Origin of the sequence: Bradyrhizobium sp. CCBAU 11430 (genome assembly GCF_028128855.1) — a bacterium.
Lineage (GTDB): Bacteria > Pseudomonadota > Alphaproteobacteria > Rhizobiales > Xanthobacteraceae > Bradyrhizobium > Bradyrhizobium ottawaense.
The window spans coordinates 570,067-584,788 of the sequence record NZ_LBJV01000007.1; the positions used below are offsets into that span (position 1 = coordinate 570,067).

The window sequence follows — 14,722 nt, forward strand, 5'->3', positions numbered from 1 at the left end:
CGGCAATTCCGGAGAATTACCGTCAGCACCATTGACGAAGCTGCGCAGGGGAAAATTGACGGGCAATTGACCTGACGAGTATTCCATGTCGCGGCTCGAACGCTTGACCAGGCGCGCTCTTCGTCCCTGGCGGGCGCGGCCCGAAGGGGTTGGCATTGCCGGCGCAGCGTTCGGCCCGCTGCCTTTCGCAGCAAGCGCCGATTGGACGGGAAGCTATGCAGTCGTCCCCGATCGGCTGCTGCATGCTTTGCATTGTCTGCGGCGCCGTAGCGTTCGCCGTCAAACGCCTCTCTTCGCCGGCTTAGTCGATGTTGAATTGCAAGATGGGAGTAACGCCATGACAGGCGAAGAAACGACCATCGTGGCGGGCATCGAAATTCCATCAACCGACCACTTCTTTCTGGCGTTGATCTTCGGGGTGCATATCCCCCTGGGCCTTGCGAGCGTTGCGATCGGCGCAATCGCAATGTTGAGTCAGAAGCGTCGCGGGCGTCATTCTAGGCTTGGAACGATCTATTTCTGGTGTCTGCTGGCGCTCTTTGCGTCCGCGACGTTACTGTCGCTTATGCGCTGGGCCGAAAACTATCACTTGTTCGTCCTCGGTACGTTGTCGTTCGCCTGCGCCTGGATCGGTCGCACTGCGCTCCGGCACCGCTGGCGGTATTGGGTCAGGGTCCATATCGCGGGGATGGGCCTGTCGTATATCCTGATGCTGGTTGCCTTCTACGTGGACAACGGAAAGCAGCTTCCACTTTGGAAGGACCTGCCTCATTTCATGTACTGGCTGATACCTTTGGCCGTTGGTATTCCGCTCATCGTTCGGGCGCTTCTGTGGCCGCCGTTAGCGCCAGCCCGCCCTGATTTCCACCTGATGCGGTAGCTAACGACATTCCTTCAATCGACGTCCTACCGCGGCGCCTCCTGCGGTTTGTTTTGGGGCCTTGCACGGCCGATTTGGGTCCGGAGGTGGCTGACCTCTACCCCAAGCCGAGAGATTGGGACTCGGAAAAAGGCTTGTCCTTCCAGTTCGGGTCACAAAAGGGATCAATGACTTAGCGGGTCCGCAAATCGTCTGCCTCGGCTCGGCCCGTCTCAGCAACCGACTGTTGCAAATCGGGGCGCGGCCGAGACAGGAGAAAGGACCGCCGCCAGCTGCTCGGGGACTGTCAACGTCCAGGGGCCGAGGCGGCGGTCCTCAGGCGCGAGAACTTGGGGAGTCCTAGGGCCTGAAGGCAACGATAGCGGCTGCGATGCCGCTCCACCAAGCGGAGAACGATTGCTGCGTATGGAGAATTGTTGCGCATGCGCGAAGATCGACGTCACTTCGCTTCCTTGTTCAATTCGATCGCGATCTCCGCCATCCAGGAGCCCGGCGCCTCCATCAGGAAGCGACTTGCTCGAAACGATCTGCTGTTGTTCCACCCCGGTGATTGCGAGAGGGACCCGAAGGCCCTTACACCATCGCATCGAATATTCAGTTACGGTGGCACGCCGCCCGTCGGGCAAAACACCCTGTCAATCCCTCGACGCAAGAACATTCCTATTTACCGAATTTCGGATATGTCGTATCAATGGCTCATCCCGCCCGCCATAAGGGGCGTTTCGCGATCGTCACGAGACGCGGGCCGGGAGGCGGTGGCCGCGACGGCGTCGGCGCGCTGGGCAGGCTGCAGGGCGGGAATCCCCGTGAGCAGCTGCACGCGCGATACGACACGGCGCTGACGGCGTCCTTGGTTCGGCCACGATGGTGAGCGCACGCAAGCCATCGGGGACAGGAACGGGGATGTGCGCGGACGGCAAAATCGTGTGGTCCTGACGCCCGGGGTCTGTGCGTCAAGTGTTGCGGTGATGTTGCGGCCTAACCGGGTCAGCACATCAGTCATCCGCAAGGCGACGGGGGCAATAGCGCATCGCTCCCCGGGGAGAGCGCGACATAAGCCGTAAAGCCATCCGCGCAGGGAAGGCCGGTCGCCCGGCTACACCTGTTGTCCAACCCGTGCGCGTCTTGTTCGCACACGGGACCGCGGGTGCCAGCCGGCGCCCGGCCTTCCCTGCGCCCTTTCTGAACAAGAAGGGCAACGACGAGAGCAAAGCTCGGGCGAAATGAGCCGCGAGAATGCGGAAGTGTGTCTTCCGAATGGATCATGTTTATGGGCAGTCTCGTGCCCCGGACGCAGCGCAGCGTCCCTTCGACGGAGCGCTGCAGAGCCGGGGCCCATGATCGCGGCGAACCGTGTAGCTTCTGGGTCCCGGCTCGGCGCAGCAACGCTCAAGGCGTTGCTGCGCGTCCGGGACACAAGCGGCCCTTACGCGCTCTCCGTCTCCCGGTGCACGTCGTGCACGACGAGGCCCATGCCTTCCTCCGGCATCTTGATCCAGTCGCGGCGCTTCAGCGTGCGCTTGGTGTCTTCATAGCCGCTGGTCCAGTGCTCGCGCATCGAGGTGCCCGAGAACTCGTGGTCCTTGGCGTCGCCCTCATAGGCCTTCTGCTGGTAGATCAGATGCAGGATCGCGATCTCCGGCATGTTGCACAGGCTTCCCTTCAGCTTGCGCTCCTCGTCGGACAGCTGCTCGTCCGGCAGCTTCGCCAGTGCCTTGTAGAGCAGGACCTTGAGATTGTGGGTGCGGCGATAGACGTCGGTGTTGTGGCGCGTGCGCGAGGAATACATGATGTCCTTGTGGCGGGCCATCACGTCCTGGATCGAGCGCGGCAGCACGCCGCGCGCGCTGAACAGGTCGACCTGGAACACCAGCGAATTGAGTGCGTCCTCCTGGTCGAGCAGATGCTGCAGCGGCGTGTTGGAGACGATGCCGCCGTCCCAGAAATGATCGGTGCCGATCCGCACCATCGGCAACGCCGGGGGCAGGGCGCCGGAGGCCATGATGTGCTCCGGCTCGATCTCGTCATGGGAATTGTCGAAATAGATGAAATTGCCCGAGAGCACGTTGACCGCGCCGACCGCGAAGCGGACCTTCTTCTCGTTGATGAGATCGAAATCGACCAGCTCGAGCAGGCTCTCCTTCAGCGGCATCGTGTCGTAATAGCTGGTCGCGGTGCGCGCGCCGACCGGGCTGAGCCAGGGATTGACCTGGTGCGGGGTGAAGAAGCCGGGCTGGCCCATCGCCGACGTCATCCACGCGCTGGTGAAATTGCGCCACTGCCGGAAGATGTCGCCGTCGGGCGTGTAGTGCCAGATCTTGCGGTTGGTGATGCGCTCCCAGAAGATGCGCAGCGCCTCGAGCCGCTTTTCCGGCTTGTTGCCGGCGATGATGGCGGAGTTGATCGCGCCGATCGAGACACCGCAGACCCAGTCCGGCTCGATGCCGGCCTCGTGCAGCGCCTGGTAGACACCGGCCTGGTAGGCGCCGAGCGCGCCGCCGCCCTGCAGCACCAGCGCGACGCGATCGCAGCGCTCGGGCCGCCAGCCCCGCGAGGGCGCCTGATGGCTCTGATATGTCGGTTGCGACGTGCGGGCGTCCATGGCGATGCCTCCTGCTTGCGCCAGACGATTGCGTCACGTGGTGACGGCGTGATGACAAGGCGGCGCCGATGCATCGCCGGCAACGCAGACCGACCACGCTGCAACGGCAGGGGTCGTGCGCCTGACGGAAAAGCTTCACATCGCAGTCAATGAGGATCGCTAGCAATTGCCGCCGATCAGGAACACAGGAGACCAGCGATGCGAAGCGAAGACGTGCTGAGACTTCCGTCCATGCCCGCGGCGGGGCCGAGCTATCCGGCCGGTCCGTATCGGTTCGTCAACCGCGAATTCCTCGTCATCACCTACGAGACCGACCCGGAGCTGATCCGTGCCGGCCTGCCTGAGCCGTTGCAGCCGATCGACCAGCCGATCGCGCATTACGAGTGGATCAAGATGCCTGACTCCTCCGGCTTCGGCAGCTATACCGAATCCGGCCTCGTCATTCCCGCGCGCCTCAACGGCGAGGACGTCAACTTCGTCTCGCAGATGTATCTCGACGACGATCCGCCGATCGCCGCCGGCCGCGAGATCTGGGGCTTTCCCAAGAAATACGCCCATCCCAAGCTCGAAATCGTCAAGGACACGCTGACGGGCACGCTGGAATATGCCGGCCAGCTCGTCGCCATGGGCACCATGGGCTACAAGCACGAGAGCATGGCCGGCAACGGCGACCTCACCCGCGCCACGCTGTCGAAGACGCAGATCAATCTGAAGATGATCCCGGGCGTCGACGGCCGTCTCGAGGTCTGCCAGCTGGTTGCGATCAACCTCGTCGACATCGTGCCGAAGGGCTCCTGGATGGGGCCGGGCCGGCTGCACCTGGTGCCGCATGTGAATGCGCCGGTCGCCGATTTCCCGGTCCGCCGCTGCCTCGGCGCGCATCATTACATTGCCGATCTGACGCTGCCGTTCGGCCGCGTCGTCCATGACTACATCAGGCAAGCCGAGGCGGCCGCGACCGGGCTCGCGGCGGAATAGGGCGGCATCATCAAACTGTAACACTGGCGTAATTGAGTACCCGCGTGGGGTCCGGAAGATGCCGTCAGCCATCTTCCGAAACGGGGCAGTTGTTGACGGTTGGGGCTATCCATGGCTGAGCCGGCAAAGCTTGCCAGCGCATTATCGAACGCCGAACCCGCCATTCCCGGCCTGGTCTGGGCCTTCCGCCTGCACAGCGACGGCAGTGCCGAGGCGCTGCCGGTCGACCAGCCGATCGAGTTCAGCCATGACGGCCGGCTCTGGCTGCATTTCAACCTGACCGACGCGCGGGCGCGGCCCTGGATCGCGGCGTCGCAGCTGCCGGCGCTTGCACGCGAACTGCTGCTGTCGAGCGACACCTTCCAGCAGCTTCACGTCATCGACCATTGCGTCTATGGTGTGTTCTCCGATCTCGTGCGCGAGATCGACAGCGCGACGGAGGAGACCGCGTTCCTGCGCTTCGCCATGACCGAGCGGCTGCTGGTCTCTGGCCGCCATCAGGCGCTGTGCTCGGCGGACGCCACGCGGCGGGTGCTCGAAGGCGGCTACCGCGTCGACAATGTCGCTCATCTGCTCGAAAAGATCGTCGATGAGGTCGCGGACACGCTGGACCGGATGGCCGACAAGCTCGGCCAGGAGATCGACGATATCGAGGAGCGCATCCTGGCCGATGACGCGAGGCCGGAGATGCGCCGCAATCTCGGCCGGCTCCGCCGCACCTGCGTCCGGCTGCATCGGCAGCTCACCGGATTGCGCACGCTGTTTCACCGTCTCGATCAGAAGAACACCGATCATTTGTCGCCGGCGTTGCGGATCCAGGCCGGCAAGCTCGCGCAGCGGCTCGACGGGCTCGATCACGACATCGTCGAGCTGCGCGAGCGCAGCCGCCTGCTCGAGGAAGAGCTGCGCTTCAAGAACGAGGAGGAGAGCAACCGCCATCTCCACACCCTCTCGATCGTGACCTCGCTGTTGCTGCCGCCGACGCTGGTCACCGGCATCTTCGGCATGAACACCAAGGGCCTGCCGCTGACCGAGGTCGAAAGCGGATTTTTGTGGGCGGCAGTGCTGATGGCCTGCTCGGTTACTGCGGCCTATCTCTTCATGCGGCGCACCGGTATCTTCAAGTAGCGTGTGTCGATCGTGAGTTGGGGGACCCAAATATCCGTGGCGGCCGCGATCGCCCTGGCCTGCACGGCGACGAGCGCGCTCGCCGGTGCCAAGGACGAAAGCGCGGCCGCATGGCTGTTTCCCAAATGGTTCAACGAATGGCACGACGGCCTTGCCAGCAAGGGCCTGAATTTCGGCGCCACCTATATCGCCGACAATATCACCAACGCCGCCGGCGGCGTGAAGCGTGGCGCCATCCATTTCGGCCGGCTCGATCTGTCGGTCGATGCCGATCTCGACAGACTGGTCGGCTGGACCGGCGGCCGCTTTTACGCCAATGCTCTCGTCATCTACGGCCAGGGGCTCAGCCGCAACTACGTGATGAACCTCGCCACCATCAGCGAGATCGAGGCGCTGCCGGACCAGCGGCTCTACAACGCCTATTTCGAGCAGAGCTTTTTCAATGACCGCCTGAACATCAGGGCCGGCCAGCAGGCCGCCGATGTCGAGTTCTTCGACAGCCAGACCGACGACCTCTTCATCAACGGCACCTTCGGCTGGCCCGCGATCAAGGCGTCCAACCTTCCGGCCGGCGGCCCGGCGCCGCCGATCGCGGTGCCCGGCATTCGCATCAAGGCCGCACTGACCGACAAGATCACCGCGTATGGTGCGGTGTTCAACGGCGATCCGTCCGGGCCCGGCGATGTCGATCCTCAGCTGCGCGATCATCATGGCCTGGCATTCCGCGTCAACGATCCGCCGTGGGTGATCGGGCAGGTCCGCTTCAACTACGACATCGATATCGGCGGCCGTCCGCTCGCCGGCAATTTCACGCCGGGCGCGTGGAAGCACTACGGCTCGTTCGACAGCCAGCGCTTGACGGCGGAGGGGATGTCGATCGCCGATCCCGGCGGCAGCGGCATTCCCGCAAGGCTCAAAGGCAATTACGGCATCTTCGCCGTGATCGAGCAGGTGCTGTATCGTCCGCCTGAGGTGACCGAGACCAGCACGTCGGCCTCGCTCCCCGGCATCACCGCGTTCGGCCGCATCGCCCACAGCCCGCCGGATCGCAATCTGATCGACCTCTATATGGACGGCGGCATCGGCTTCGTCGGCTTCACGCCGGGCCGCCCGCTCGACCGCTTCGGCGTGGCGATGGCCTATATGCGGATCTCGAACACCGCGCGCCATCTCGACGTCGACACGCAGGCCTTCACCGGCATCCGGAGCCCGGTGCGCAGCAACGAGACACTGATCGAGATGATCTACGAGGCGCACATCAAGCCGGGCTGGCTGATCGCGCCTTACTTTCAATATGTGTTCCGTCCCTCCGGCGGCATCGCGAATCCGAACGATCCGAGCGGTATTTCCAGGATCGGTGACGCCGCGGTGTTCGGCGTCACCACCACGATCCGGTACTAGGCCGAGGCCGTCGCCGGCTGTAGTTTGGGTTGCCGCGACAGCGCCAGCACGATCAACGAGGCGAACACGCAGAGCGCGCCGGCGATGAAGAACGCGGGCAAATAGCTCTCATAGACCGTCCGCGAGAGACCAGCGCCGAACGCCGCGGTGCCGGCGCCGAGCTGATGGCCGGCAAAGATCCAGCCGAACACCAGATTGGCGCGCTCGGGTCCGAATTTCTGCGCGGTGAGGCGCACCGTCGGCGGCACCGTCGCGATCCAGTCGAGGCCGTAGAACATCGCGAAGATCGAAAGGCCATAGAACGAGAAGTCGCTGAACGGCAGGAAGATCAGCGAGAGCCCGCGCAGGCCGTAGTACCAGAACAAGAGATAGCGATTGTCGTAGCGGTCCGACAGCCAGCCCGACATGATGGTGCCGAAGAAGTCGAAGATGCCCATGGCTGCGAGCAGGCTCGCGGCCTGCACCTGCGGGATGCCGAAATCGAGGCACATCGGGATCAGGTGAACCTGGACGAGGCCGTTGGTGGAAGCGCCGCAGACGAAGAAGGTCGCAAACAGGATCCAGAATGCAGTCGACTTCGAGGCATCGCGCAGCGTGCCGAGCGCCACGCCCGTGATCGAGCCGTGGCTCACGGGCGGGGTGGGCAGGGGCTCGGTGCCTTCGTCGCCGTACGGGCGCAGGCCGAGATCGCTCGGCCGGTCGCGCATCGCAAGCAGGACGGCCAGCGCAGAGACGCCGAGCATGATGCAGACGAAGCCGAGCGCCAGCCGCCAGCCATAGCGATCGGTGAGGCTTGCGAGCAGCGGCAGGAACACGAGCTGACCAGTGGCGACGCTCGCGGTCATGATGCCGACGACGAGGCCGCGCCGTGCCGCGAACCAGCGCGTGGCAATGGTCGCGCCGAGCACCAGCGCGGTCATGCCGGTGCCGATGCCGATCACCACGCCCCAGAGGGCGACGAGCTGCCAGACCTGAGTCATGCCGAGCGATGCGACCAGCGCCGAGACCACGATCAGCTGTGCCGCCAGCGTGACGTTGCGCAGCCCGTAGCGGTTGAGCAGGGCGGCGGCGAACGGCGCCATCAGCCCGAACAGGATGAAACGGATCGACAGCGCGGAAGAGATCTCCGCCGTGCTCCAGCCGAACTCCTTTTGCAGGGGAACGATGAACACGCCGGGCGCGCCGACCGTGCCGGCGCTGATCAGCGCGGCAAGGAAGGTCACGCCGACCATCACCCAGCCGTAATGGATGTTGCGGCGGGACAATGCTGCCGCGAGCCAGTTCGAGATCATTGGGCCTCAATGTGGGTTGGCGAGCCCCGAGGGACCCGCGTCATCGTTGCAGTCTGGCACAGGAAGGAGAAGTCTGAAATGACAGACTTCCCTTAATTTCGGACACCCGCGCTCAGCGCGCCAGCCGCTCCACCGCGATCGCCGTGGCTTCGCCGCCGCCGATGCAGAGGGCCGCGATACCGCGTTTGAGATTCTGGGCCTCGAGCGCATGCAGCAGCGTCACGATCAGTCGCGCCCCGGTGGCCCCGATGGGATGGCCGAGCGCGCAGGCGCCGCCATTGACGTTCAGCTTGTCGCGGGGAATGCCGAGGTCACGCTGCGCCGCCATCGCCACCACGGCAAAGGCCTCGTTGATCTCGAACAGGTCGACATCGGAGGCAGCCCAGCCGACCTTGTCGAGCAGCTTGCGGATCGCCGGGATCGGCGCCGTGGTGAACCATTGCGGCTCCTGGCTGTGGGTGGCGTGGCCCTTGATCTCCGCGAGAACGGGCAGGCCGCCCCGATCGGCGAGCGACCGCTTCGTCAGCACCAGCGCGGCGGCGCCGTCGGCATTGGCGGAGGAGGCGGCCGGCGTGATGGTGCCGTTGGCGCGGAATGCCGGCTTCAGGCCCGGGATCTTCGCCGGATCGACCTTCAATGGATGCTCATCATTGGCGATGATGCGGGGACCGGCCTTTTCCGCGAGCGTGATCGGCGCGATCTCGGCCTTGAACGCGCCGCCCTCGACCGCCTTGCGGGCGCGGCTCAGCGTCTCCATCGCGTAGGCGTCCTGGTCCTTGCGGGTGAACTGGTACGTCTCCGCGGTGGCCTCGCCGAAATCGCCCATCGAGCGACCGGTCTCGTAGGCATCCTCCAGCCCGTCCATCATCATGTGGTCGATGATGCGGTCATGGCCGACGCGATAGCCGCCGCGTGCCTTGGCGAGGAGATACGGCGCGTTGCTCATGCTTTCCATGCCGCCGGAGACGACGATCTCGGCCGAGCCGGCGCGGATGATGTCGTGCGCGAGCATGGTCGCCTTCATGCCGGAGCCGCAGACCTTGTTGACCGTGGTCGCGCCGGTGGCATCGGGCAGCCCGGCCGCGCGCGCCGCCTGGCGGGCGGGTGCCTGGCCCTGTCCGGCCGGCAGCACACAGCCCATGAAGACCTCGTCGACTTTCTCGGGTTCAAGTTTTGCGCGCTCCAGCGCCGCGCCGATCACATGCGATCCGAGCTTGTGGGCGGGGAGCGGCGAGAGCTCGCCCATGAAGCGGCCGAGCGGGGTGCGGGCGGCGGAGAGGATGACGACGGGATCGGCGGCTTCGGCCATGATGGGGCTCCCTGGAGGTGATGTGTAGGATTATGATCATCATATGATGCGGCGCAAAAAATGCAACCGTGGCAGGGATGAGAAAATGTCGTGGGTCGGATGAGATTTGTTGCGGCGCTGTTTCCTCATCCGTGTCCCGGACGCGGCGCGGCGAGCAACGTCGCGTCGCAGAGCCGGGACCCAGAGTCGCGCCGGCCTCGTTGGTGCGTGGGCCCCGGCTCAGCAGCGCACCGCCAAAGCGGCGCTGCGCTGCGTCCGGGGCACCGAAGCCTGCATCCTACCGTTTCCTGTTCACAAACGCCTGCATCAGCCGCGTCGGCTCGTCCGTCAGGAACGACTCGCCGAACACCTTGACGCTGAGGTTCACCGACTCCGTCAGCGGCAGTTCCTCCCACTGCCGCAGCAGCGCCTTCTGCGAGCGCAGCGCTTCGGGGCCGCATTCGAGCAATGCTTTCACCAAGTGCTCGATCTCCGCATCCAGGCCGTCTTCGGGCGCCACCTTGTCGACCAGGCCCCAGGCGAACGCCGTCGGCGCGTCGATATTCTCCGCCGTCATCACCAGCCAGCGCGCGCGGGCCCAGCCGATCAGACGGGGCAACAGCGCTGCGTGGATCACCGAGGGGATGCCGACGCGAACCTCCGGCATGCCGAAATGCGCATCATGCGCGGCAATCCGGAAATCGCAGGCGGCGGCGACTTCGAGGCCGCCGCCGAGGCACCAGCCGGGCATGCGCGCGATCACCGGGGCGGGGAAGGCGCGCACGGCCTCGCAGAGGTCGCGCAGGCGGCTGATGAAGGCTTCGGCCGATCGTTGGTCGAGCTTGGCCATCTCCTTGATGTCGGCGCCCCCGATCATGCTCCTCTCGCTATGGCCGCGCAGCACCACGACGCGGATGCTGCGGTCCGAGCTGAGCTGCTGCAGGCCTTCGCGCACGTCGTCGATCACCGGCGAGCCGAGAATATTGAGCGGGCCGGCGTTGCAGATCGCGACATGAACGACGCCGCGCGTATCGCGCGTCACGCCGCAGTGGGGGGTGAGCATTTCCATCGTGGCATCTCGAAGGTTTCGTGGACAGGCGCGAGGCGCGCGGGTCGGTGCCACTTCCGGGCCGAAACGTCCTTGTTGTCAAGCGGGGTGGGGCGAGTTGCAAGGGCGAAGTCCGTGGCATAGTATGACGAATAACATACAAAAGGGATCCCATGACTGAACCCGACCAACTCAATCTGTTTTCGCCCGCACAGCGTCGCGAGCGCGTGGTGGACTGGCAGGTGCCGGCGCCGGTCGCGAAAGTAGCGATGGGCCTGTCGGGCATGGACGCCATGCTGGGCATTCGCGATGGCCGGCTGCCGCCGCCGCCTTTTGCAAAACTGATCGGCTTCACGGTGGGGGTGGTCGAGCCGGGCCGGATCGTCATGGAACTGGAGCCGCGCGAGGATCTCGAAAATACCATTGGCCTCATCCACGGCGCGACAGCAGCTGCGCTGCTCGATACCGCGATGGGATGTGCGATCTCGACCCGGTTGGAAGCCGGGCAGAGCTCCGTGACGCTCGACCTGAAAATGACCTTCCTGCGTCCGCTCTCGGTTCGCTCAGGCCTGATCTCGGCCGAAGGCAAGGTGATCAAGCTGGGGCGGCAGACCAGCTACGCCGAAGGCTTCGTCCGGGACGGCAAGGGCGCCCTTGCGGTGCACGCAACCGCGACGTTTTCCATGATCGGAAGCAACTTAACATGAATTAATGCACCCTTTTCGTCATTTGCGTGTTATGAGATGACCATCGACATTCAATGAGAACCGCATGCGCTACTCCCGGGAACACAAGCAGGAAACCCACGACCGTATCGTGAAGAGGGCCTCTGTGCGGCTGCGCGAAAAGGGCGCCCATGGCATCGGCGTGGCCGACCTCATGAAGGAGGCGGGCCTGACCCATGGCGGCTTCTACGCGCATTTCGATTCCCGCGAGGCGCTGGTGATCGAGGCGTTCGGTTACGCGATGGACCGCTCGATGGAACACTGGCGCAAGATCACCGACGAGGTTTCGCCGGACAAGCGGCTGGCGATGATCGCGGAGGCCTACCTGTCGGCGTTGCATCGCGACAATCCCGGCCATGGCTGCTCGATCCCGGCGCTCGGTGCCGAGATTGCCCGCGAGAGCCCGAAGGCGCGAAAGGCCTTTGCCGGCAAGCTCGACGAGATGATCGAGGTGCTAGCGGACAACATTCCGAACATGCCGCGCAAGGCCGCACGCAAGCAGGCGGTTGCGACGCTGGCGACGATGGCCGGCACCATGCTGCTGGCGCGCATTGCAGGGTCGAGCGAGCTCTCCGACGAGGTGTTGAAGGTGGGCAGGGACAGTGCGCTGGAGGGCGCGAAGCGCGAACCGAAGGCTGCTGCGCCAAAGAAGGCGAAGAGCTAGCCGAGGTGCCATTGAATGCGTAGGGTGGATTAGCGAAGCGTAATCCACCTCTTCGATTTCCGCGGAGGCAGGCGTGGTGGGTTACGCCTTCGGCTAACCCACCCTACGAAGTGCGTCCCGCAAACAGCGCTCGCTCGCGCTCCACGATCTCCCCGATGTAATCGGCCACCGCCCTGATCCGCGCCAGATCCTTGCTGTCGGCGTGCATCAGCATCCAGAATGTCCGCGTGATCGAGATCTCCTCGGGCAACACCGGAACGAGTTGCGGATAATCGCTCGCCATGAAGTGCGGCAGCACCGCGATGCCGAAGCCCGACAGCGTGGCATTGAGCTGTGCGATCAGATTGGCGCTGCGGAAGCGCGCCGAAATCCGCGGCGACACCTGCGGCAGATAATCGAGTTCTGGCGTGAACAAGAGCTCTTCGATGTAGCCGACGAAGCGGTGTTGCGGCAGATCCTGCCGCGAGGTGATCGCGGGGAAGCGATCGAGATAGCCAGGTGCGGCATAGAGGCCGAGGCGGTAGTCGAGCAGCTTGCGGCCGACAATGCGGCCTTCCTTCGGCATGGTCAGGCTGATGGCGATATCGGCCTCGCGCTTGGAGAGACTGAACAGCCGCGCGGTGGCCACAAGTTGCAGATCGAGATCGGGATACCGGTCGGCAAAGGGGGCCAGCCGCGGCGCCAGGAAGGCCGTGCCGAACCCGTCGGGCGCGCCGATCCGCACCGTCCCCGTCAGCCGCGCCACGGAACCGCCGACCTGCTCCTGGTTGGCAACGATGGTCGATTCCATCGCTTCCGCGCTATCGGCGACGCGTTGGCCGGCCTCGGTGAGGAGGTAGCCGGTCTTGCGCCGGTCGAACAGCTTGGCCGAGAGGTGCTTCTCCAGCCGGTCGACGCGGCGGATCACCGTGGCATGGTCGACCCCGAGCTGTTTTGCCGCAGCCGAAACCGAGCCGCCCCGCACGATGGCCAGCACGAAGCGAAAGTCGTCCCAATCGATAGCGCCTTGATCCAGCATTTTCGCACATCTATGGTGCATTATCTCAGACTTGAATCCTATAAAATGCAGGTCGATAGGATTTGTCAAAGCGTTCAAGCTCGGCCTCAAGGAGATCATTCCATGCGTTCAGTCGGACATTTCATCGGTGGCAAGGAAGTAAAGGGCACTTCGGGCCGCACCGCCGACGTTTTCGAGCCGATGACCGGTGACGTCCAGGCCAAGGTGGCGCTGGCGTCCAAGGCCGAGGTCCGGGCCGCCGTCGAGAACGCCCGCGCAGCACAGCCCGAATGGGCCGCGACCAACCCGCAGCGCCGCGCCCGCGTCATGATGAAATTCGTCGAGCTGGTTCAGCGCGACTACGACAAGCTGGCCGAGCTGCTCGCCCGCGAGCACGGCAAGACTGTGCCGGACGCCAAGGGCGACATCCAGCGCGGCCTCGAGGTCGCCGAGTTCGCCTGCGGCATCCCGCATCTGATGAAGGGCGAATACACCGAAGGCGCCGGCCCCGGCATCGACATCTATTCGATGCGCCAGGCACTCGGTGTCGTCGCCGGCATCACGCCGTTCAATTTCCCGGCGATGATCCCGATGTGGAAGTTCGCGCCCGCGATCGCCTGCGGCAACGCCTTCATCCTCAAGCCCTCCGAGCGCGATCCCGGCGTGCCGATGCTGCTCGCCGAACTCATGATCGAGGCCGGCCTGCCGGCCGGCATCCTCAACGTCGTCAACGGCGACAAGGAGGCGGTAGACGCCATCCTCGACGACCCCGATATCAAGGCCGTCGGCTTCGTCGGCTCCACGCCGATCGCGCAGTACATCTATGAGCGCGCAGCTCAAACGGGCAAGCGCTGCCAGTGTTTCGGCGGCGCCAAGAACCACGCCATCATCATGCCGGATGCCGACATGGACCAGGCGGTCGATGCGCTGATCGGCGCCGGCTACGGCTCGGCCGGCGAGCGCTGCATGGCCGTCTCCGTCGCGGTCCCCGTCGGCAAGTCCACTGCCGACCGTCTCATGGAAAAGCTGATCCCGCGTGTCGAGTCGCTCAAGATCGGCACCTCGATCGATCCGTCCGCCGATTACGGCCCGCTGGTCACGCGCGAGGCGGTCGAGAAGGTCAAGGGCTACATCGACATCGGCATCAAGGAAGGCGCGACGCTCGCCGTCGATGGCCGCGGCTTCAAGATGCAGGGCTACGAGAACGGCTTCTATCTCGGCGGCTCGCTGTTCGACAACGTCACCAAGGATATGCGGATCTACAAGGAAGAGATCTTCGGCCCGGTGCTCTCGGTCGTGCGCGCGCACGATTACAAGGAAGCGCTGGCGCTGCCGTCCGAGCATGACTACGGCAACGGCGTTGCCATCTTCACCCGCGACGGCGACGCCGCCCGCGACTTCGCAGCCAAGGTCAATGTCGGCATGGTCGGCATCAACGTGCCGATCCCGGTGCCGATTGCCTATTACACCTTCGGCGGCTGGAAGAAGTCGGGTTTTGGCGATCTCAACCAGCACGGTCCGGATTCGGTCCGCTTCTACACCAAGACCAAGACGGTGACCTCGCGCTGGCCGTCCGGCGTCAAGGAAGGTGCGGAGTTCTCGATCCCGCTGATGAAGTAGGGCTGTTGCCCGGCCCGTCATTGCGAGGAGCGTAGCGACGAAGCAATCCAGAGTCTTTCCGCGGAGGCAGCCTGGATTGCTTCCGCCTTCGCCAAAGGC

Annotated in this window: 12 protein-coding genes; 7 read left to right on the forward strand and 5 right to left on the reverse strand. The window is 64.6% G+C overall.

All coding sequences use genetic code 11. From position 1 onward, the window contains the following. Positions 1–85 precede the first annotated feature (85 nt). On the forward strand, positions 86–880 hold the full coding sequence (locus XI04_RS07405) for a hypothetical protein (protein ID WP_271608197.1): 795 nt from the start codon (positions 86–88) through the stop codon (positions 878–880). A gap of 1,426 nt (positions 881–2,306) precedes the next feature. Here the strand turns inward: XI04_RS07405 and XI04_RS07410 are convergent. Next, the gene (locus XI04_RS07410) at positions 2,307–3,482 is read right to left on the reverse strand and encodes a patatin-like phospholipase family protein (RefSeq protein ID WP_271611568.1); all 1,176 of its coding nucleotides are present in this window, start codon (positions 3,480–3,482) and stop codon (positions 2,307–2,309) included. Between the two features lie 198 nt (positions 3,483–3,680). Between XI04_RS07410 and XI04_RS07415 the strand changes: the two genes are divergently transcribed. From XI04_RS07415 to XI04_RS07425, 3 genes are all read left to right on the forward strand, one after another. Continuing rightward, on the forward strand, positions 3,681–4,460 hold the full coding sequence (locus tag XI04_RS07415) for an acetoacetate decarboxylase (RefSeq protein ID WP_028145132.1): 780 nt from the start codon (positions 3,681–3,683) through the stop codon (positions 4,458–4,460). Positions 4,461–4,571: 111 nt separating this feature from the next. Beyond that, positions 4,572–5,588 (forward strand): transporter, encoded by a 1,017-nt coding sequence (locus XI04_RS07420; RefSeq protein WP_028145131.1) that lies wholly within the window; start codon positions 4,572–4,574, stop codon positions 5,586–5,588. Between the two features lie 30 nt (positions 5,589–5,618). Further along, a complete protein-coding gene (locus tag XI04_RS07425) occupies positions 5,619–6,989 on the forward strand; it encodes a carbohydrate porin (RefSeq protein ID WP_370157315.1) in 1,371 nt (456 codons plus the stop codon). On the opposite strand, the gene XI04_RS07430 is transcribed toward XI04_RS07425, so the two are convergent. From XI04_RS07430 to XI04_RS07440, 3 genes are all read right to left on the reverse strand, one after another. Next, positions 6,986–8,281 (reverse strand): MFS transporter, encoded by a 1,296-nt coding sequence (locus XI04_RS07430; RefSeq protein WP_152103091.1) that lies wholly within the window; start codon positions 8,279–8,281, stop codon positions 6,986–6,988. The genes XI04_RS07425 and XI04_RS07430 overlap by 4 nt on opposite strands. Before the next feature lie 112 nt (positions 8,282–8,393). After that, entirely contained in the window at positions 8,394–9,590 is a 1,197-nt protein-coding gene (locus tag XI04_RS07435) for an acetyl-CoA C-acyltransferase (RefSeq protein WP_271608195.1), read from the reverse strand. Between the two features lie 277 nt (positions 9,591–9,867). Beyond that, positions 9,868–10,638, reverse strand: a complete 771-nt coding sequence (locus XI04_RS07440; protein ID WP_038946434.1) for an enoyl-CoA hydratase — start codon at positions 10,636–10,638, stop codon at positions 9,868–9,870. Positions 10,639–10,790: 152 nt separating this feature from the next. Between XI04_RS07440 and XI04_RS07445 the strand changes: the two genes are divergently transcribed. Further along, entirely contained in the window at positions 10,791–11,324 is a 534-nt protein-coding gene (locus XI04_RS07445; protein WP_271608194.1) for a PaaI family thioesterase, read from the forward strand. A gap of 64 nt (positions 11,325–11,388) precedes the next feature. After that, positions 11,389–12,006, forward strand: coding sequence for a TetR/AcrR family transcriptional regulator (locus XI04_RS07450; protein ID WP_028145125.1), 618 nt, complete (start codon positions 11,389–11,391; stop codon positions 12,004–12,006). 103 nt (positions 12,007–12,109) lie between these two features. Here XI04_RS07450 and XI04_RS07455 read toward each other — a convergent pair whose 3' ends face one another. Continuing rightward, the gene (locus tag XI04_RS07455; protein ID WP_028145124.1) at positions 12,110–13,024 is read right to left on the reverse strand and encodes a LysR family transcriptional regulator; all 915 of its coding nucleotides are present in this window, start codon (positions 13,022–13,024) and stop codon (positions 12,110–12,112) included. A gap of 102 nt (positions 13,025–13,126) precedes the next feature. On the opposite strand from XI04_RS07455, the gene XI04_RS07460 reads away from it, so the two are divergent. Further along, a complete protein-coding gene (locus XI04_RS07460; RefSeq protein ID WP_038946438.1) occupies positions 13,127–14,623 on the forward strand; it encodes a CoA-acylating methylmalonate-semialdehyde dehydrogenase in 1,497 nt (498 codons plus the stop codon). The last annotated feature ends 99 nt before the right edge of the window (positions 14,624–14,722 follow it).

Excerpts from the sequence above, each read along its gene's own strand:
- XI04_RS07455 (WP_028145124.1), bottom strand. The coding sequence starts at position 13,024 with ATGCTGGATCAAGGCGCTATCGATTGGGACGACTTTCGCTTCGTGCTG.
- XI04_RS07460 (WP_038946438.1), top strand. The coding sequence starts at position 13,127 with ATGCGTTCAGTCGGACATTTCATCGGTGGCAAGGAAGTAAAGGGCACT.
- XI04_RS07430 (WP_152103091.1), bottom strand. The coding sequence starts at position 8,281 with ATGATCTCGAACTGGCTCGCGGCAGCATTGTCCCGCCGCAACATCCAT.
- XI04_RS07450 (WP_028145125.1), top strand. The coding sequence starts at position 11,389 with ATGCGCTACTCCCGGGAACACAAGCAGGAAACCCACGACCGTATCGTG.
- XI04_RS07435 (WP_271608195.1), bottom strand. The coding sequence starts at position 9,590 with ATGGCCGAAGCCGCCGATCCCGTCGTCATCCTCTCCGCCGCCCGCACC.
- XI04_RS07420 (WP_028145131.1), top strand. The coding sequence starts at position 4,572 with ATGGCTGAGCCGGCAAAGCTTGCCAGCGCATTATCGAACGCCGAACCC.
- XI04_RS07440 (WP_038946434.1), bottom strand. The coding sequence starts at position 10,638 with ATGGAAATGCTCACCCCCCACTGCGGCGTGACGCGCGATACGCGCGGC.
- XI04_RS07445 (WP_271608194.1), top strand. The coding sequence starts at position 10,791 with ATGACTGAACCCGACCAACTCAATCTGTTTTCGCCCGCACAGCGTCGC.
- XI04_RS07410 (WP_271611568.1), bottom strand. The coding sequence starts at position 3,482 with ATGGACGCCCGCACGTCGCAACCGACATATCAGAGCCATCAGGCGCCC.
- XI04_RS07415 (WP_028145132.1), top strand. The coding sequence starts at position 3,681 with ATGCGAAGCGAAGACGTGCTGAGACTTCCGTCCATGCCCGCGGCGGGG.
- XI04_RS07405 (WP_271608197.1), top strand. The coding sequence starts at position 86 with ATGTCGCGGCTCGAACGCTTGACCAGGCGCGCTCTTCGTCCCTGGCGG.